An 18,348-nucleotide genomic window follows, 5' to 3' on the forward strand; every position below is an offset into this window, starting at 1 on the left:
GAGAGACATCATGGCGAGAACTGACGGCGACAGCTGGGACTTGGCCTCCAGCGTCGGGGCCACCGCGACGATGGTCGCCGCACAACGCGCGCTCGGTCACCGCGAGAAGCTGATCGACGACCCCTACGCCGAACCACTGGTGCGGGCGGTCGGCGTGGACCTGTTCACCAGGATGCTCGACGGCGACGTCGACTTCACCACCCTCGACCCGGCCTTCACTCCCCGCAGGGCGGCGGAGGGCATGGCGGTTCGCACCCGATTCTTCGACGAGGTGTTCCTGGACGGGGCCGCCGCCGGGGTGCGGCAGGCCGTAATCCTCGCCGCCGGTCTCGACGCCCGTGGCTACCGACTGCCGTGGCCGGACGGCACGGTGGTCTACGAGGTCGACCGGCCGGAGGTCGTCGAGTTCAAGCAGACGACGCTGCGCGGAATCGGCGCCACGCCGACGGCCACCCACCGAACCGTGTCCGTCGACCTGCGCGAGGATTGGCCGAAGGCGTTGACCGACAGCGGTTTCGACCCCACCCAGCCGACGTCGTGGAGCGCCGAGGGGCTGCTGATCTACCTTCCCCCGCAAGCCCAGGATGCGCTGTTCGACACCATCACCGCCCTGTCGGCTCCGGGAAGCCGTCTCGCCACCGAGCACGTTCCCGACCTGACGGCGTTCACCGACGAGCGTTCCCAGCAGCTCAGGGATCGGCTGAAGCAGCTGGGTTCCGACATCGAGATGGCCGACCTCGTCTATCAGGGCAAGCGCAACAACCCCGTCGACTACCTCCGCGAACGCGGATGGGAGGTCACCGCGCTGCCCAACCGAGAGGCCTACGCGGCCAACGGCTTCGAGTTCCCCGACGACGAGATGTCCAAGATCATGGGCGATCTCAGCTATGTCAGAGCGGAGTTCACGGGCTGAGGCCGGGGGTCAGAAGCGCTGATCCCCCAACCACAGCGCGTTGACCCCGGTCAGCGATCGCTCGGCCTGCGTCAGCAGAACGGCTGCCGACCGTCCGACGAGCGCGCCGAACGCATCCGGCAACGACGCCGCTGCGGGCTGCGACGACGGCTTCGGGCGAAGCGCGTCCATCAGCGACGAGCCGGGCAGCCGGACGACCTTGACCTCGGTGTCGGCGTCGAAGCCGGCGAGCACCTTGGCGCGGTCGACGGCCGTGCGGAGCCCGCCGAGTTCGTCGACCAGGCCACGGTCCAAGGCGTCGACCCCGGTCCACACCCGTCCGCGGGCGACGGCGTCCACCTCCTCGACGGTCATGCCCCGACCGTCGGCGACGCGCTTCACGAAGTCGGTGTAGAAAAGGTCCGCTTCGGCCTCGACCTGGGCGTGCTGCTCGTCGGTGAACGGTGCGTTGACCGACCAGGCGTCGGCATTTCTGTTGGTGCGCACCGAATCCGAGCCGATGCCAAGACGGTCCTTCAGATCGCGGGCCACCAGCTTGCCGGTGACGACGCCGATCGACCCGGTGAGCGTGCCCGCGTTGGCGACGATCGCGTCTGCGGCCATCGACACGTAGTAGCCGCCCGAGGCGGCGACGGCACCCATCGACGCCACGATCGGCTTGCCTCCGTCACGCAGCCGAACCACTTCGCGCCAAATGGTTTCCGAGCCGGTGACGGACCCACCGGGACTGTCGACCCGCAGCACCACGGCGGTCACGTCGTCGTCGGCGCCTGCCTCGCGCAACGCCGCGGCAATGGTGTCGCCGCCGGCGCTCGAGGTCCCCATCGGCGACAACGTGCGACCCCCGCGGCCGCTGACGATCGGACCGGCCAGCGTCACCACGGCGATGGTCGGCTTGGACTTGCGGCCCGGCAGCGACGGCACCGAACTCGCACCGGCCGCGCGGGCATAGCGAGACAGGTATAGCCGGGCCGGGGCGTCTGGGGCGTCCGGCGAAACACTCGGCGCGCCTGCGAGTTCGGTGATTCGGGCGTACGCCTCGTCGCGAAATCCGATGCGGTCAACGAGCCGCCCGGTCACCGCGTCGTCGCGCAGCAGCGGCGCCTTGTCGGCCAGCGCGTCCAGATCGGCGACGTCGACGTGCCGGGACGCGGCCACCGCCGTGAGCACCTGGTCGTGCAGGCTTTCGATCAGCCTGCCGTCGGCTTCCCGATGGGCGTCGGTGTAGCTCTCCTGGGTGAACATGTTGGCCGCGGACTTGTATTCGCCGCGGGCGACGAATTGCGCTTGGATGCCTGCCTTTTCGAGCGCCTCGCGAAGGAAGAGCGCGTTGGTGGCGAATCCGACCAGCCCAACGGTGCCAGACGGTTGCATCCAGACCTCGCGGAACGCGGACGCCAAGTAGTAGGACATCATGCCCGGGTAGGTCTCGGCCCACGCCAGAGAGGGTTTGACGTCGCTGAATTCGACGATCGCCTCGCGCAGCTCCTGCACCGGACCCGGTGCGCCCGCGGGCAGCTGAACCCGGGCGATGAGCGCCGAGACGCGGTCGTCCTTGGCCGCGCGGCGAATGGCGGCGACCGCCTCGCGCAGCAGCAGTGGCTTGCCGTTGCCGTTGAGCATGGCGAAGGGGTCGAAGCCGCCCGTCTCCTGGGGCACGGACTGCAGATCCAGTTCCAGTACGCAGCCGCTGGGCACGCCGTGGTGGCGCGCGGTGTCGACCTTGCGGACTATCGCGCGTAGTTCGTCGGTACCTGGGACGTCTGACAGGAAGCTGAGCATGTATACGAGCCTACCGACGGCTCCCGCGCGGCAGCCCCGTCCACCCTCGTCGTCGAGTGTGCTGCCAGATCGCGATCTGGCGCGAGATCGAGATCTCACAGCACACTCGACGAGAGAAGAGTGCTGCCCCGTCAACGCAGAAGGCCCCGCACGCCGAAGCGTGCGGGGCCATCCAACGTTGCGTGCTACAGCTCGGTGACCGAGCCGCCTGCGGCGCTGATCTTCTCGCGCGCGCTGCCACTGAACTTGTGAGCGGTCACGTCGACCTTGACGGCGATCTTGCCGTCGCCGAGGATCTTCACCAGGCTGTTCTTGCGAACCGCACCGGCGGCGACCAGCTCGTCGACGCCGACAGTCCCGCCGTTGGGGAAGAGCCGGTTGACGTCACCGACGTTGATGACTTCGTACTCCGTGCGGAACCGGTTCTTGAAGCCCTTGAGCTTCGGCAGCCGCATGTGAATGGGCATCTGCCCACCCTCGAAGCGCACCGGGACATTCTTGCGGGCTCCGGTGCCCTTGGTGCCGCGGCCGGAGGTCTTACCCTTCGAGCCTTCACCGCGACCCTTGCGGGTCCGTGCCTTCTTCGACCCGGGCGCTGGGCGCAGGTCGTGCAACTTGATGGTCATTACGCCTCCTCGACGGTGACGAGGTGGTTGACGACTGCGAGCAGGCCACGCGTCTGAGCGTTGTCCTCACGGACGACGGTCTGACGGATCTTGCGAAGTCCGAGACTCCGCAGGCTCTCCTTCTGCCTCCAGCGCGCACCGACGGTGCCTCGCACCTGGGTGATCTTCAGTTCAGCCATGACTATGCCGATCCTTCACGCGCTGCCGCGGCGGCCAGCGCTTCGCTTTCACGTCGCGCCTTGAGCATGCTCGGCGGGGCGACGTCCTCGATCGAGAGGCCACGACGTGCGGCGACCTCTTCGGGGCGCTGGATCATCTTCAGCGCGGCAACGGTGGCGTGAACCACGTTGATCGCGTTGTCGCTGCCCAGCGACTTGGCCAGGATGTCGTGCACGCCTGCGCATTCCAGCACCGCGCGGCACGCGCCACCGGCGATGACGCCGGTACCTGCGCTGGCGGGACGCAGCATGACGACACCAGCGGCCGCCTCACCCTGGACGGGGTGGACGATGGTGCCACCGATCAGCGGAACGCGGAAGAAGCTCTTGCGGGCCTCTTCGACGCCCTTGGCGATCGCGGCGGGAACTTCCTTGGCCTTGCCGTAGCCGACACCGACCATGCCGTTGCCGTCACCGACGATGACCAGGGCGGTGAAGCTAAAGCGTCGACCACCCTTGACCACCTTGGAGACACGGTTGATGGCGACGACGCGCTCGAGGAAGTTGCTCTTCTCTCCGCCGTCGCGACCGCCACGGCCACCGCGGTCGTCACGACGACCGCGTCCGTCACGGTCGCCACCGCCGCCGCCGCCCCGTGGGGGTCGGCTACCGGTCGCTCCGGCGCCGGTTCCGGTTCCTGCTGTTGGCTGATCGGCCATCAGGCAGTCCTTCCGTTTCGAGTCTTCATCAGAATTTCAGTCCGCTCTCGCGGGCGGCGTCAGCCAGCGCGGCGATGCGTCCGCCGTAGGTGTAGCCGCCGCGGTCGAAGACCACGGTGTCCACCCCGGCGGCCTTGGCGCGCTCCGCGATCAGCTGTCCGACGCGGACGCTGTGGGCCTTCTTGTCACCCTCGACCGCACGCACGTCGGCTTCGATGGACGACGCGGCCGCCAGGGTGGTGCCGGACTGGTCGTCCACCAACTGCACGTGGATGTGGCGTGAGGAACGGTTGACCATCAAGCGCGGACGCTCGGGAGTGCCCGCAACCTTCTTGCGCAGCCGGGTGTGGCGACGCAGCCGGGATACCCGACGGGTCTCGGAGACGCTCTGTCCCAACGGCTTGCGCTTGGGAGCTGCGTCTTTCGTCGTGTTCACAGTGCTAGTCATGACCTACTTACCCGTCTTTCCGACCTTGCGGCGGATCTGCTCGCCTTCGTAGCGAACGCCCTTGCCCTTGTACGGGTCCGGGCGACGCAGGCGGCGAATGTTCGCCGAAATCTGGCCGACTTGCTGCTTGTCGATGCCGGTGATCGAGAACTTGGTGGGCGTCTCCACCGCGAACGTGATGCCCTCGGGCGCCTCGATGATGACCGGGTGGCTGTAACCCAGCGCGAACTCGAGGGTGTTGCCCTTGAGTGCGACGCGGTAGCCGACACCGAAGATTTCCATCTTCGTGGTGTAGCCCTCGGTCACACCGGTGACCAGGTTGGCGACCAGCGTCCGAGACAGACCGTGCAGCGAACGGCTGCGACGCTCGTCGTCGGGACGGGTGACGACGATGGCACCGTCGTCACTGCGGTCGACCGTGATCGGCTCGGAGATGTCAAGCGTCAGGGTGCCCTTGGGTCCCTTGACGGAGACGTTCCGTCCGTTGATCGTGACGTCGACCCCGGATGGAACCGGGACCGGCTGCTTTCCAATGCGTGACATGTCTTCTTCCCCTACCAGACGTAGGCGAGGACTTCGCCGCCCACGCCTTGTCGAGCTGCCTGACGGTCGGTCAGCAGACCCGAGGACGTGGAGATGATCGCCACGCCGAGGCCACCGAGAACGCGGGGCAAGTTGGTTGACTTCGCGTACACGCGCAGGCCGGGCTTGGAGACCCGCTTGAGGCCCGCAATGCTGCGTTCGCGACTGGGTCCGTACTTGAGTTGCACCACGAGCGCCTTGCCAACCCGAGCATCCTCGGTGTGGAAGTCGGTGATGTAGCCCTGCTCCTTGAGGATCTCGGCAATGTGCACCTTGATCTTCGAGTGAGGCAAAGTCACCTCGTCGTGGTACGCCGAATTGGCGTTGCGCAGACGTGTCAAGAAGTCTGCGATCGGGTCCGTCATGGTCATGACAGCCAGCTCACCTTCCTCGCGACGGTTCCCGCCGGGTTGAACACCCTTGGGGGCCTACCGCGTGCTTTCTTAGATTTGATTGGGGATTACCAGCTGGACTTCTGGACACCGGGCAATTCGCCGGCGTGCGCCATCTCCCGAAGGCAGATGCGGCACAGGCCGAACTTGCGGAAGACCGCGTGCGGACGTCCACACTTGTTGCAACGCGTGTAACCGCGCACCTTGAACTTCGGCTTCTTGTTGGCCTTGTTGACCAGCGCCTTCTTTGCCATCTGCTCAGTTCTCCTTGAACGGGAAGCCCAGCGCACGCAGCAGCGCCCGGCCTTCGTCGTCGTTGGTCGCCGACGTGACGACGGTGATGTCCATGCCGCGCGGACGATCGATGCTGTCCACGTCGATCTCGTGGAACACCGACTGCTCGGTCAGACCGAAGGTGTAGTTGCCGCTGCCGTCGAACTGCTTGGGCGACAGGCCGCGGAAGTCGCGGATACGCGGGAGGCTGATCGAGACCAGCCGGTCGAGGAACTCCCACATGCGGTCGCCGCGCAGCGTCACGCGGGCGCCAATGGGCATTCCCTCGCGAAGCTTGAACTGGGCAATGGACTTGCGGGCCTTGCGGATCTCGGGCTTCTGGCCGGTGATCAGCTGCAGGTCGGTGACCGCGCCGTTGATCAGCTTCGCGTCGCGGGCGGCGTCGCCGACACCCATGTTGACGATGACCTTGACCACGCCGGGGATCTGCATGACGTTCTCGTAGGCGAACTGCTCGTTGAGCGCGCCCTTGATTTCGTCGCGGTAGCGCTGCTTGAGACGAGGAAGGGTCTTTTCTGCGGTTTCAGTCGTAGTCATGCTCAGATGTCCTTGCCGTTCTTCTTCGACACCCGGACGTTCTTGCCGGTCTCTGCGTCACGGCGGTAGCCGATCCGGGTGGGGTTGCCGTCGGAGTCGACCACCATCACGTTGGACACGTGGATCGGGGCCTCCTGCGTGACGATGCCGCCCGAGGACGCGCCACGCTCGTTCTGCGACACCGCGGTGTGCTTCTTGATCCGGTTCACGCCTTCGACGAGAACCTTCTCGCGCGACGGGTAGGCGACGAGGACCTTGCCCTTGGCGCCCTTGTCCTTGCCAGCGACGACGAGGACGGTGTCACCCTTGTGCACCTTCATTTACAGCACCTCCGGAGCCAGCGAGACGATCTTCATGAAGCGCTTCTCGCGCAGCTCGCGGCCAACCGGCCCGAAGATGCGGGTTCCGCGCGGGTCGTTGTCGGGCTTGATGATGACGGCGGCGTTCTCGTCGAACTTGATGTAGCTGCCGTCTGCACGCCGGCGCTCCTTGACGGTGCGCACGATGACGGCCTTGACGACCTCACCCTTCTTGACGTTGCCACCGGGGATGGCGTCCTTGACGGTCGCCACGATGACATCGCCGATTCCGGCGTAACGCCTACCCGAGCCACCGAGTACGCGAATGCACAAGATCTCCTTGGCGCCCGTGTTGTCGGCGATCTTGAGCCGCGATTCCTGCTGAATCACTAGATCTCCTCGAATCGATTGCACGACGAACAGCACTAAACTGCTCGACATGCGCGGTCTTCGTTGCCGAAGGGCACGCAGGGTGTCCGCTCACTTTCGAAAGCGACCACCGAGGTCTGCCCAGGGCAACCCCTACATAGTAGGGGCGCAGGGGCAACGAACCAAATCGCAGCTCAAAACGGTTCCCGAAGCCTCCCTCAGGGAAGGGTGATCGGGAAGTCCGCGGTGAGCGTTTCAGCCGCTGCGTCGAACGCCGGAGACGCCTCCGCGGCGGCGACGTGGACGGCGATGAGGTAGTCGCCGTCGTTGGTCCAGACGTGCACGATGCGATCCTCGTAGACCTGCTTGCCCGCCGGTCCGCCGGAGAGCATGCCCTTCAGCCGCTGGCCGCTGTAACCGCAGAATTCCGCGGGGAGAACGCTGATGCTGCTGATGGGGGCCTGGTCGGAGACGTCGTCGGTGTACTTGTCGAACGCGGCGGCGGGGTCGAGCGCGGTCTTGGCGACCGTGACGGCGCCGGTCATGCCGTCGGGTCCGGTGAGGGTCAGACCGGCGGCCGACGGCGCGGCGGTCCACCCGGCGGGCATCGCGACGACGATCCTCGGGGCTGACGCGTCGTCGACCTGCGCCGTGGTCGGCGCCCCCGGCGCTGCCGTTGGCAGGCAGACCAGGGCGTTCGGCGGGACGGTGTCGGGAAGCGTCGTCGTCACGCCCATCGCCGGCATCTCTGCCTCGGTGGTGGCCGGGCTGGTGGCCGGACTGGTGATCGTGGTCATGGCGGCCTGCTGGGACGAGGTGGGTCCTGCCACCGGGTGACCAGCGCTGGTCTCGGTGCAGCCGCCCGTCACTGCGACGGTGACGACCGCGGCTGCCAACACCAGAACTCGCATCGCGACAGTATGTGCCGATCAGGCGTCGGACACGCAGCGAAATCCAATGTGGACGGTAGCGCTGTCCTGCGATTGCGACGACCGTGCCGCCGGCCGATAGCGGTGGCAGTACTCCGGTGCGCACAGGTGGGAACCACCCTTCAGCGTCTGGTTCACGCTGGGGTCCGGTTCGCGGGACGGCGTGCAGCACCCCTTCTCCGGCTCCGATGCCCGCCGGTGCTCATCCCCCGGTCGCTCCGCTCCTGCCCGCCGGTGCTCATCCCCCGGTCGCTCCGCTCCTGCCCGCCGGTGCCGCATCGTGTACCTCGTCGACGTCCACTCCCACACGTTGCCGATCATGTCGACCAGCCCGAAGCCGTTGGGCGGAAACTCCCCGACCGGCGAGGTGCCGAACCACCCGTTGGCGCCGTCGTTTCGGTACGGGAAGCGGCCCTGCCACGTGTTGGCCATCAGTTTCCCGTTCGGAGCGACGTCCGCTCCCCAGGGGTACGTCGTCGACGCGCCGCCGCGGGCCGCGTACTCCCACTCGGCCTCGGTCGGCAGCCGCCGCCCCGCCCATCGGGCGTAGGCCGCGGCGTCGGAGTAGGAGATCTGCACGACGGGGTGGTCGAGCCGGTCGTCGACCGTGCTGCCCAACCCGTCGGGGTGTCGCCACGACGCGGCAGGCGCCCAGTCCCACCACTGCCGCCAGTCCCTCAGGTTCACGGGACCGGCGGTCGGTCGGAAGATCAGCGCGCCGGGCACGAGGTCTGCTTCGGCGACCCCGGGGTAGGCCTCCGGGTCGAGTGGGCGTTCGGCGACCGTGACGTATCCGGTGTCGTCGACGAATCGGGCGTACTGCGCGTTGGTCACGGGGTGCCGTTCGACCGCCAGGGCGCCGACGGTCGCCGTGTGGGTGGGGGTCTCCTCGGGGTAGAAGGCCGTCGACCCCATCTCGAACGCTCCGCCCGGCAGCTCGATCAGCTCCGTCAGCATGCCGTTCAGGGTATGCCTGGCGTCAGTCCTTGGAGAACGCCTGCGCCAGTTCTCGTTCCACGTCCCGGTACGGCGTGCCCGTGACGTCGACGACGACCTTGGCGATGGTTCCGCCGGTGAACGGGAACGGTGCCCGGTACGCCGCCGAGACCGCCTGGCCAGGGTTGCGGCCGACGGCCACTCCCCCGCCGGCCAGGCCGAACATGCCGGGATGCGTGCGGACCGCCGCCCTGGTGGCGACCGTCTGGTCGTCGACGAACAGTGAGACGTCACCGAGGGGGGTGTGGCTGCCCTCGACCGTGCCCGACCTCTGATAGCTGACGCCAAACACGTGACTGCCCAACGGAATCGGATCAGACGAGGACACCAGTTGCTCGTCTTCGCCCATGAAGTTGTAGACGTACTGCAGGCGGCCGTCCGCGACGAACAGCACGTGACCGCCGTGGCCTGCGCCGTGTTTGAAGAGCACGCCCGCCGCATCCGCGGCGTCAACGGTGAGCTCGACGAGGGCTGAGAACGACTGGCCTCGGAGTTCGACTGCCGCGCCGATGCCGACTTCGGCGGCCCCCGGGTAGTAGGTGAAGGTCTTGCGGCCCTCGGACAGATACGGTCGCCAGCCGGTCAGCGTTTCGATGATGCCGAGGTCGGCCAACGGCAGTCCGTTGTACTTGGCGGCCTCGGCGAACCACAGCGCCTTGAGCTCCTCGAGCTTGTCGGGGTGCTCTGCCGCCAGGTCGTGACACTGGCTGCGGTCGGCCTCGATGTGGAAGAGCTCCCAGCGGTCCTTGTCGAAGTGCGACCATCCCGCCGGGCTGGCGGCGTGCACGGTGTTGGCGAACCAGCCGTCGTGCCAGATGCCCCGGGTCCCCAGCATCGTGTAGAACTGGGTGGTCTTTCCGGTGTCGGCACTCGAATCGACAAGGGCGGCTTTGAAACTCACGCCGTCGAGCGGCTTCTGCGTGATACCGCGAACCTGGTCGGGCGGGGTGATGTCCAGCAGGTCGTAGATGGTCGGGGTGACGTCGCAGACGTTGACGTAGTGGTCGCGGACCTCGCCGTGGGCGTCGATTCCGTTGGGCCAGGAGATGATTGCGGTGTCGGCGATGCCGCCCTCGTGGGAGGCGTAGCGCTTGAACAACTTGTAGGGCGTGTTGAACGCCATCGCCCACCCGATCGGGTAGTGGTTGTACGTCTCGGGGCTGCCGAGCTGGTCGTAGAACCGCAGGCTCTCCTCTGCGGTGTCGACGTAGCCGTTGAAGAACTTGACCTCGTTGACCGATCCGTTGGGCCCGCCTTCACCGCTTGCGCCGTTGTCGGAGATGACCACGATGATGGTGTTGTCGAGCTGCCCCGACTCCTCCAGGTAGTCGAGCACCCGGCCGACTTGAGCGTCGGTGTAGGACAGGAAGCCGGCGTACACCTCGGCCATCCGACTGAACAGCCGCTTCTCTTCGTCGTTCAGGGTGTCCCACGGCCGGACGGTGTCCTGGTAGGGCCAGGCTTCGCCGTTGGGGCCCTTGACGTCGAGATACGGGTTGACGGGCGACAACTCGGTTTCCGGCGGCACGATGCCAAGTCGTTTCTGATTCTCCAGGACGATGTCGCGGTAGGCCTCGTATCCCATGTCGAAGCGACCGGCGTACTCGTCGGCCCACTCCTTGAAGACGTGGTGCGGCGCGTGGCCCGCGCCGGGGCACAGGTAGCTGAACCACGGCTTGTCGGGGGCGATCACCTTGGCGTCGCGAATGAACTCGACGGTCTTGTCGGCCAGGTCCTTCGAAAGGTGGTAGCCGTCTTCGGGAGTCGCCGGCGGAGCGACGGGATGGTTGTCGTACACCAGCTCCGGGTACCACTGGTCGGTCTCGCCGCCCATGAATCCGTAGAAGCGTTCGAAGCCACGGCTCAACGGCCAATGTCGTTTGGTGGCGGCAAGATTCGACTCCTCGAGCGGGGTCAGGTGCCACTTGCCGACGCAGTAGGTGTTGTAACCCCGTTCGGCGAGCACCTCCGACAGCAGCGCGGTGTCCTCGGGGATCCGCCCGTTGCAGTTGGGGAACCCGTTGGTGAACTCCTCGACGGTCGCCATTCCGACGGTGGTGGCGTTGCGGCCGGTGAGAAGCGAGGCCCTGGTCGGCGAGCACAGTGCGGTGGTGTGGAACTGGGAGAGGCGCACGCCGCGTTCGGCGATGCGGCTCATCGCGGGCATCTCGACGAGTCCGCCGAAGCAGTCCCACGTCGCGATGCCGATGTCGTCCCACACCAGATAGAGGACGTTGGGGGCTCCCGGCGGCGCCGTGGGAGCTTGGTAGGGACCCCAGTCCGGCTCCGAGTCGCGGATGTCGAGCTCGATCTTGCCGTTGAACTCCGTCATCGCGCCCCATCAGGTCGGTGAATCGCCTGGTCTCGACGATCGCCAGGAGAGTACACCCGGTTCCGGCCACGGGGCCGACATATTGACGACAGTGCCAGTCGGACGCGTTGCCCGACAACGCCTCGCGGATGACCCGCCGTTACCGGGGACTGCCGTCGGCCGGCTTGCCGTAGCCGCGCCGCCGCTTGGCCTTGGTCGCGTACATCGACGCGTCCGCGTCGCGCAGGATCTCGATGGCGGTGCGCTCGTCCTCCGCCGCCACCATGGTGACCCCGATGCTGGCCTGTGCCCGGATGGTCGCCGCCCCGAGCTTCATCGGTTCGTCGAGATTGCGCTCCAGTCGGGCGACGTACGAGGCGAGCTCGGCGACGCTGACGTCACCTGCGACGAGGGTGACGAACTCGTCCCCGCCGAGCCGACCGACGACGTCGTTGGGTCCGACGGATGCCCGAAGGCGTCGCGCGACGCTTTGAAGCAGCTCGTCACCACAGTCGTGACCGAGTGAATCGTTGATGGCCTTGAGATTGTCGAGGTCGATGAACTGCACCGCGCCGAGCCGGTGTTCGCCTTGCGCGCGAAGCGAATCGGCGATCTGGTTGAGGATTGCGGCCCTGTTGGGCAGGCCGGTGAGAGCGTCGTGGGTGGCGCGGTAGGTGAGCCGTTCACGCGCCACCTGCTCGGCGGTGATGTCGGAGAACGACACCAGGATGGCGGTGCCGTGGCGCTCGTCGCTGTCGAGCGGTCGGCAGCTCACTCGAAGCCACGTGCGCCGGCCGTCGGGGCGGTCGATTCCGATGATCGAGCCGTGGAACGGTCGTCCGGTACGGACGGTCTGCGCGACGGGGTGGTCCTGCGGATCGATCGGCCGGCGGCTTACGTCGTACATCGGGATGCGGTGAACCGCACGTCCGTCACCCTCGACGAGCGCTGCGGCTGACACCCCGAGGATCCGCTCCGCAGCCGGATTGACCGACGTGACGCTGCCCGACCCGTCGACGACCAGGATGCCCTCGTCGAGGGAGTTGACGATTCTGCGCAGAAGGCGTTCCACGCCATGGGATTTGGTCTCGTCGGTGCACACCAGGACGTAGCCGCTGTCGAGGGCGGACACCGACACCCGGACGATGACCGGGTGACCGTCTGCCGTGCGATGGGTGGCGAGCGCTGAGCCGCCGCCTTCGAAGACGGCAGTGGGGTCGAACGTCGCGCCGACGGCGTCACCGATCGGCATGGCCAGCGCACTGGAGGCGGGACGTCGGTAGACGGTTTCGGCGGCCCGATTCCACTTCGTCACCAGACCGGTCACCGTGGTCGCGATGATCGCGACGTCCACCCTGTCGACCAACGTCGCCTGGTACCGCAGACTCCGCTGCGCGGTACGGACGAACGTCAGGTCACGCAGGGTGACGTGATAGGCGGGTGCCCCCTCCCACGTCACCAAGGTGGTGACCGCCTCGACGTCGAGCGTGGTGCCGTCGAGACGCAACAGCACTCCCTCCGACGCCCTGGTGACGTCGCCGTCGTGACGCAGCGCCGCCATCCGCGTGAGCACCGACTCGATCGAGCCGGAGTGGATGAACTCGGTGAGCGGCTGCCCGAGCACCTGGTCGGCGTACAGGGCTCCCACCCACCGCACGGCCGTCTGGTTGGCATAGACCACCCGACCGTCGCGATGCACGACGATGCCGTCGGGACTCTTGTCGACCAGCCGGCGAAACGATGCGTCGGCAAAGTGGCCGCGCCCCTTGGCGGTACGACCACGACGGGTCGGTCGGTCGTGGTCGTCGGTGAAGTCGGGGTCCGCCATCGCGATCAGCTGTCCGGATGACCACGACGTGGCAGGGGCGGACGCATCATGGGATCCGATTCAGCAATGCCGACGCCACTGCGGTGATGACGGCGCGGTCATGGGTGACCACGAAGTCGAACTCGCGGTCGTCGTCGCAGGCCGCCCCTTGGCCGGCGCGTTCGTGTGCGACCAGTGCGGCGGCGGTGTGCGGACCGAGCGTCACCACGATCCACTGTGAACTCAGCACATCGGTCGCGTCGTGCGTGACGATGCGGACCCCGGCTGACTGGTGCGGAGTGACGTTGGCGCCGAAGACGGCCACGAGTGGGCTGGTCTCGGCGAGCGCTGCGTAGCGGCGTCGGGTGGGAAGCCCGAAGTTCGCACCGTCCTGCAGGGCAGTCAGGACCATCGGGGTGTCCTTGCTGTGGCGCGCGTGGTCCTCCAGAAACCGCGAGATCGCCAACAGCGTCGGCTTTCGCGCCGTATGCATCGCCGAGTTGCCTGTCACCACGTCGAACGGGCTGCGGCACGAACCATGCCCACCCGCCCGGAGCGCGGGCAGCGACCAGGTTTCGGTCGGGGTGTACGGCAGCAGCGGGCTTGGCCTGCCGAACAGGAAGCCTTGCCCGAGCGTTGCGCCCCATGCCAACGCCTGCTCGAGGTGCTCGTGGGTTTCGATGCCTTCGGCGACGATCAGTGCTCCCCGCCGCTCGCGGTGGGCCATGATGGCGGCCCCGGTCTTCGCGGTGTCGACGCTCGGCGGGTCCTGAATCAGCTTGTTGGCCAGCTTGATGACTTCCGGGCACACGATGTCCAGCAGCGCCAACGACTCCGGGTTGTCGCCCACGTCGTCGAGCGCGATCGCGATGCCGTCGGCACGCAACGCCGCGACCTTCCGCAAGAGTGTCGGCAGGTGTTCGAGTAGGTTCCGCTCGGTGAGCTCGAAGAGCAACGAGAACTTCTCGTGCCCCCGCTGCACGAATTCGCTGTCGGCACGACCGGTGTAGTCGCTCGCCGGCTCGGAGTTCACGCCGAGAAGCGCACCTTCCCGCAAACCCCCGCGCAGGGCGGCGGCGATCGATCTGTCGATGCAGACTCGGTCGAGCTCGGTGACCTGCTGGGTGGCGGCGGCGTAGGCGAACACTTCTTGCGGGCCGAGCTGAGGCTGCCGGGGCCAGCGAGCCAAGGCCTCGAATCCGACGGTCGTCCCCGAGGGCAGCGAGACGATGGGTTGAAAGAAGGGCGCCAAACCTTCGCCGGTGACGGCGTCGTCGAGGTCGGAGCGCCCACTGTCGAGGTCCCATTGGACTCCGTTGCCGCCCACCAGCGACCCGCCTTTCGAATCGGACGCCATGGTGCCTGGATACGGTTGTCGAGCTAATCCTCCCGGACCTACGCCAAGGGCATCATAGCGGTCGAGCTGGGAATCGTGCGTGATGCGTAACCGGTTGCCTTGCGACGCATCAGGCGGTGTCAAGCAGCTACGACACCACGAGCCCTTGACGGGTGTGGTTTGCCGCACGGTCGGCCGCGCCGTCGTCGGCGGCTCCGACCGCCCCCCGCCCAGAAACAACAGCAACGCCCACCCGACGACAAGGCCCCCGTTCGCCAGGGCGTACGGGGGCCTTCGTGAAACGTCGGTCTTACTTGGCGCGCTCGAGCACCTCGACCAGGCGCCAGCGCTTGGTCGCGGACAGCGGCCGGGTCTCCATCAGCGAGACGCGGTCACCGACACCTGCGGTGCCGTTCTCGTCGTGGGCCTTGACCTTGGTCGTGGTCCGGATGATCTTGCCGTAGAGCGGGTGCTTGGAGCGGTTCTCCAGCTCGACGACGATGGTCTTCTGCATCTTGTCGCTCACCACGTAGCCGATGCGCGTCTTGCGCTGTCCGCGTGGCTTTTCCGTGCGCGCGGTGTGCTGAGCACCGGCCGTCGCGTCTTGTTCGTTCTCTGCCATTACGAATCCTCACCAACGGGTCCGGAGGCCAGACCCAACTCACGTTCACGAAGCACGGTGTACACGCGTGCGATCTCTTGGCGCACCACGCGCAGCCGACGGTTGTTGGCCAGCTGGCCGGTCGCCGTCTGGAACCGAAGGTTGAACAGCTCTTCCTTCGACTCGCGCACCCGTGCGGTGAGCTCCTCGTCGGTCAGCTCGCGCAGTTCTCCTGGCGAAACTCCTACTGCCATCAGAACTGCTCCTCTCGGGTGATGATGCGTGCCTTGATCGGCAGCTTGTGGATGGCGCGCGTCAGCGCTTCCTTCGCGACCTTCTCGTCGGGGTAGCTGATCTCGAAGAGAACGCGACCCGGCTTGACGTTCGCGACCCACCACTCCGGCGAACCCTTACCGGAACCCATGCGGGTTTCGGCGGGCTTCTTGGTCAGCGGGCGGTCGGGGAAGATGTTGATCCACACCTTGCCACCACGCTTGATGTGCCGGTTGATGGCGATACGAGCGGACTCGATCTGCCGGTTGGTGACGTAGGCGTGCTCCAGTGCCTGGATGCCGTAGTCGCCGAAGCTCACCGAGGTGCCGCCACTGGCAATGCCACGCTGCCGGGGGTGGTGCTGCTTGCGGTGCGCTACCTTGCGGGGAATCAACATGGTTTAGCTCTCCGTGCTCTCTGCTGCCACCGGAGCCGCAACGGCTTCGGGTGCAGCGGACGTATCAGCGGCGGACGTGTCGGCGGCGGGGGTTTCCTCGCTCGCGGCACGGCCAGCTTCGGTGCTCGTCGCCGTGGTGCCCGAGGCGCCACTGCGGCGCGGACGGGTAGCCCCGGTGGGACGGTCACGACGCGGACGCTCTGCGCCTGCGGCTGCCGGGGCGGCCAGCTCGCGCTTGCCACCGACGACGTCACCCTTGTAGATCCAGACCTTCACGCCGATGCGACCGAAGGTGGTCTTGGCCTCGTAGAGGCCGTAGTCGATGTCTGCGCGCAGCGTGTGCAGCGGCACCCGACCTTCGCGGTAGAACTCCGAGCGGCTCATCTCGGCGCCGCCGAGGCGACCCGAGCACTGCACCCGGATGCCCTTGACGTTCGGCTGGCGCATGGCGGACTGAATCGCCTTGCGCATGGCACGACGGAAGGCCACGCGGTTGCTCAGCTGTTCGGCGACACCCTGGGCGACCAGCTGGGCCACCGACTCGGGGCTCTTGACCTCGAGGATGTTCAGCTGAACCTGCTTGCCGGTCAGCTTCTCCAGCGTGCCGCGGATGCTGTCGGCTGCCGCGCCGCGACGACCGATGACGATGCCGGGGCGGGCGGTGTGGATGTCAACGCGAACTCGGTCACGGGTGCGCTCGATCTCGACCTTGGCGACGCCTGCGCGCTCCAGCTCGACGTTGCGCTCGCCGGGAATGACGAACGGCGCGAAGAGCCGGCGACGGATCGCGACGTCTTCCTTGACGTACTCCGAGTACTGCTTGTCTGCGTACCAGCGGGACTTCCAGTCGGTGGTGATGCCGAGGCGGAAGCCGTGGGGGTTGATCTTCTGGCCCACTACTCCGAGCCTCCCTTCGAATCAGAAGTCTCAGAAGCCGTTTCGGGCGACGCCTTGGTGGCGGCCGCCTTCGTGGCAGGTGCCTTCGTGGCGGGAGCAGTGGCGGCTGCCTTGCTGCCCTGTGCGCGACGCGCCCGGGTCGACGCCGTGGACGACGCACCCTTGGTGCCGCGCACCTTCGGGGGACGACTTTCGACGATCACCGTGATGTGGCTGGTGCGCTTGCGGATTCGGAACGCACGCCCTTGGGCGCGCGGCCGGATGCGCTTGGCCGTCGGGCCCTCGTCGGCGGTGATGGCGGCGACCACGAGGGTCGCCGGGTCCAGGCCGTCGTTGTTCTGCGCGTTGGCGGCAGCACTCGCGATGACCTTGGCGACGGGCTCGCTGGCCTGCTGTGGTGCCCACCGCAGGATGTCGAGCGCCTCGGCGACGGACTTGCCGCGCACCAGGTCGATTACACGGCGCGCCTTGGATGCCGAGACACGCACGAAGCGCGCCTTGGCAACCGCGGACGGATACTCAATCGTCGTGGTCATTACCGCCGCTTCGCTTTCCGGTCGTCCTTGATGTGACCCTTGAAGGTCCGGGTCGGGGCAAACTCGCCCAGCTTGTGACCGACCATGGACTCCGAGACGAACACCGGCACGTGCTTGCGACCGTCGTGGACGGCGAAGGTGTGACCGATGAAGTCGGGGATGATGGTCGACCGACGGGACCAGGTCTTGATGACCTGCTTGGTGTTCTTCTCGTTCTGGACGTCGACCTTCTTCAGCAGATGGTCGTCGACGAACGGGCCCTTCTTCAGGCTGCGTGGCATCGCTGGATACTCCTAGCGCTTGTTCTTGCCGGTGCGCCGGCGTCGGACGATGAGCTTGTCGCTCGGCTTGTTCTTGCGGGTGCGGCCTTCGGGCTTGCCCCACGGGCTGACCGGGTGACGGCCACCGGAGGTCTTGCCCTCGCCACCGCCGTGCGGGTGGTCGACCGGGTTCATCACGACACCACGGACGGTCGGGCGCTTGCCCTTCCACCGCATACGTCCGGCCTTGCCCCAGTTGATGTTGCCCTGTTCGGCGTTGCCGACCTCGCCGACGGTGGCGCGGCAGCGCACGTCGACGCGACGGATTTCACCACTGGGCATACGCAGCGTGGCGTAGGTGCCTTCCTTGCCGAGCAGCTGGATGCTGACACCGGCGGAGCGGCCCATCTTGGCGCCACCGCCCGGTCGCAGCTCCACGGCGTGGATGACGGTACCGGCGGGGATGTTGCGCAGCGGCAGGTTGTTGCCGGGCTTGATGTCGGCGTTCGGCCCCTGCTCGATGCGATCGCCCTGCGACAGTCCCTGCGGCGCGATGATGTAGCGCTTCTCGCCGTCGACGTAGTGCAGCAGCGCGATGTTCGCGGTGCGGTTGGGGTCGTACTCGATGTGCGCGACCTTGGCGTCGACGCCGTCCTTGTCGTGGCGACGGAAGTCGATCACGCGGTAGGCGCGCTTGTGGCCACCACCCTTGTGCCGAGTGGTGATGCGTCCGTGTGCGTTACGACCACCGGTGCTGTGCAGCGGGCGAACCAGCGACTTCTCCGGAGTCGACCGAGTGACCTCGGCGAAATCGGAGACGCTGGACCCGCGGCGACCGGGGGTCGTCGGCTTGTACTTGCGTAAAGGCATGTCTGTCTAGTCCTCT

The 18,348-nt window shown here is 67.0% G+C and carries 24 protein-coding genes; 1 reads left to right on the top strand and 23 read right to left on the bottom strand.

Annotation, left to right across the window (positions count from 1 at the left end):
• The first annotated feature begins 10 nt into the window (after positions 1-10).
• Positions 11-913 carry a class I SAM-dependent methyltransferase gene (locus ASD37_RS23395; protein WP_056557177.1) on the top strand — a complete coding sequence of 301 codons (903 nt, stop codon included), beginning with the start codon at positions 11-13 and terminating at the stop codon, positions 911-913.
• Positions 914-922: 9 nt separating this feature from the next.
• On the opposite strand, the gene sppA is transcribed toward ASD37_RS23395, so the two are convergent.
• The 23 genes from sppA to rplB all read right to left on the bottom strand — a co-directional run bounded on the left by sppA (position 923) and on the right by rplB (position 18,332).
• Positions 923-2,695 (bottom strand): signal peptide peptidase SppA, encoded by a 1,773-nt coding sequence (sppA, locus tag ASD37_RS23400; RefSeq protein ID WP_056557180.1) that lies wholly within the window; start codon positions 2,693-2,695, stop codon positions 923-925.
• A 185-nt stretch (positions 2,696-2,880) separates the two neighbouring features.
• Positions 2,881-3,321, bottom strand: coding sequence for a 50S ribosomal protein L15 (rplO, locus tag ASD37_RS23405; RefSeq protein WP_056557183.1), 441 nt, complete (start codon positions 3,319-3,321; stop codon positions 2,881-2,883).
• Entirely contained in the window at positions 3,321-3,500 is a 180-nt protein-coding gene (gene rpmD / locus ASD37_RS23410; protein WP_056557186.1) for a 50S ribosomal protein L30, read from the bottom strand. Before rpmD ends, rplO begins: the two co-directional genes overlap by 1 nt.
• Positions 3,501-3,502: 2 nt before the next feature.
• Complete coding sequence (rpsE, locus tag ASD37_RS23415; protein ID WP_056557189.1) at positions 3,503-4,198, bottom strand: 30S ribosomal protein S5; 696 nt, start codon at positions 4,196-4,198, stop codon at positions 3,503-3,505.
• A 28-nt stretch (positions 4,199-4,226) separates the two neighbouring features.
• Complete coding sequence (rplR, locus tag ASD37_RS23420; protein ID WP_162253308.1) at positions 4,227-4,595, bottom strand: 50S ribosomal protein L18; 369 nt, start codon at positions 4,593-4,595, stop codon at positions 4,227-4,229.
• A gap of 54 nt (positions 4,596-4,649) precedes the next feature.
• Positions 4,650-5,189: a 50S ribosomal protein L6 gene (gene rplF, locus ASD37_RS23425; RefSeq protein ID WP_056557196.1), complete on the bottom strand. Its 540-nt coding sequence runs from the start codon at positions 5,187-5,189 to the stop codon at positions 4,650-4,652.
• 11 nt (positions 5,190-5,200) lie between these two features.
• Complete coding sequence (gene rpsH / locus ASD37_RS23430; protein WP_056557199.1) at positions 5,201-5,599, bottom strand: 30S ribosomal protein S8; 399 nt, start codon at positions 5,597-5,599, stop codon at positions 5,201-5,203.
• 89 nt (positions 5,600-5,688) lie between these two features.
• The gene (locus tag ASD37_RS23435) at positions 5,689-5,874 is read right to left on the bottom strand and encodes a type Z 30S ribosomal protein S14 (RefSeq protein WP_056557202.1); all 186 of its coding nucleotides are present in this window, start codon (positions 5,872-5,874) and stop codon (positions 5,689-5,691) included.
• Positions 5,875-5,878: 4 nt separating this feature from the next.
• Positions 5,879-6,451: a 50S ribosomal protein L5 gene (gene rplE, locus ASD37_RS23440; RefSeq protein ID WP_056557205.1), complete on the bottom strand. Its 573-nt coding sequence runs from the start codon at positions 6,449-6,451 to the stop codon at positions 5,879-5,881.
• Positions 6,452-6,453: 2 nt separating this feature from the next.
• Positions 6,454-6,771 carry a 50S ribosomal protein L24 gene (gene rplX / locus ASD37_RS23445; protein WP_056557208.1) on the bottom strand — a complete coding sequence of 106 codons (318 nt, stop codon included), beginning with the start codon at positions 6,769-6,771 and terminating at the stop codon, positions 6,454-6,456.
• Positions 6,772-7,140 (bottom strand): 50S ribosomal protein L14, encoded by a 369-nt coding sequence (gene rplN / locus ASD37_RS23450; protein ID WP_056557578.1) that lies wholly within the window; start codon positions 7,138-7,140, stop codon positions 6,772-6,774.
• 197 nt (positions 7,141-7,337) lie between these two features.
• Positions 7,338-8,030, bottom strand: a complete 693-nt coding sequence (locus tag ASD37_RS23455; protein WP_056557212.1) for a hypothetical protein — start codon at positions 8,028-8,030, stop codon at positions 7,338-7,340.
• An 18-nt stretch (positions 8,031-8,048) separates the two neighbouring features.
• Positions 8,049-9,005, bottom strand: a complete 957-nt coding sequence (locus tag ASD37_RS23460) for a formylglycine-generating enzyme family protein (protein WP_056557215.1) — start codon at positions 9,003-9,005, stop codon at positions 8,049-8,051.
• A gap of 22 nt (positions 9,006-9,027) precedes the next feature.
• Positions 9,028-11,376, bottom strand: coding sequence for an arylsulfatase (locus tag ASD37_RS23465; RefSeq protein ID WP_056557218.1), 2,349 nt, complete (start codon positions 11,374-11,376; stop codon positions 9,028-9,030).
• A gap of 139 nt (positions 11,377-11,515) precedes the next feature.
• A complete protein-coding gene (locus ASD37_RS23470; RefSeq protein ID WP_056557221.1) occupies positions 11,516-13,183 on the bottom strand; it encodes a sensor domain-containing diguanylate cyclase in 1,668 nt (555 codons plus the stop codon).
• A 46-nt stretch (positions 13,184-13,229) separates the two neighbouring features.
• The gene (locus ASD37_RS23475; protein ID WP_056557224.1) at positions 13,230-14,519 is read right to left on the bottom strand and encodes an EAL domain-containing protein; all 1,290 of its coding nucleotides are present in this window, start codon (positions 14,517-14,519) and stop codon (positions 13,230-13,232) included.
• Positions 14,520-14,808: 289 nt separating this feature from the next.
• On the bottom strand, positions 14,809-15,120 hold the full coding sequence (rpsQ, locus tag ASD37_RS23480; protein ID WP_056557227.1) for a 30S ribosomal protein S17: 312 nt from the start codon (positions 15,118-15,120) through the stop codon (positions 14,809-14,811).
• A complete protein-coding gene (rpmC, locus tag ASD37_RS23485; RefSeq protein WP_056557231.1) occupies positions 15,120-15,353 on the bottom strand; it encodes a 50S ribosomal protein L29 in 234 nt (77 codons plus the stop codon). Before rpmC ends, rpsQ begins: the two co-directional genes overlap by 1 nt.
• The gene (gene rplP, locus ASD37_RS23490; protein ID WP_056557234.1) at positions 15,353-15,769 is read right to left on the bottom strand and encodes a 50S ribosomal protein L16; all 417 of its coding nucleotides are present in this window, start codon (positions 15,767-15,769) and stop codon (positions 15,353-15,355) included. The genes rpmC and rplP overlap by 1 nt, the downstream gene beginning before the upstream one ends.
• Positions 15,770-15,772: 3 nt before the next feature.
• Positions 15,773-16,666 carry a 30S ribosomal protein S3 gene (gene rpsC, locus ASD37_RS23495; protein WP_056557237.1) on the bottom strand — a complete coding sequence of 298 codons (894 nt, stop codon included), beginning with the start codon at positions 16,664-16,666 and terminating at the stop codon, positions 15,773-15,775.
• Positions 16,666-17,202: a 50S ribosomal protein L22 gene (gene rplV / locus ASD37_RS23500; RefSeq protein ID WP_056557241.1), complete on the bottom strand. Its 537-nt coding sequence runs from the start codon at positions 17,200-17,202 to the stop codon at positions 16,666-16,668. Before rplV ends, rpsC begins: the two co-directional genes overlap by 1 nt.
• Positions 17,202-17,483, bottom strand: coding sequence for a 30S ribosomal protein S19 (gene rpsS / locus ASD37_RS23505; protein ID WP_056557244.1), 282 nt, complete (start codon positions 17,481-17,483; stop codon positions 17,202-17,204). The genes rplV and rpsS overlap by 1 nt, the downstream gene beginning before the upstream one ends.
• Positions 17,484-17,495: 12 nt before the next feature.
• Positions 17,496-18,332 (bottom strand): 50S ribosomal protein L2, encoded by an 837-nt coding sequence (rplB, locus tag ASD37_RS23510; RefSeq protein ID WP_056557247.1) that lies wholly within the window; start codon positions 18,330-18,332, stop codon positions 17,496-17,498.
• Between the last annotated feature and the right edge of the window lie 16 nt (positions 18,333-18,348).

This window comes from Mycobacterium sp. Root135, from assembly GCF_001426545.1.
Classification (GTDB): Bacteria; Actinomycetota; Actinomycetes; order Mycobacteriales; family Mycobacteriaceae; genus Mycobacterium.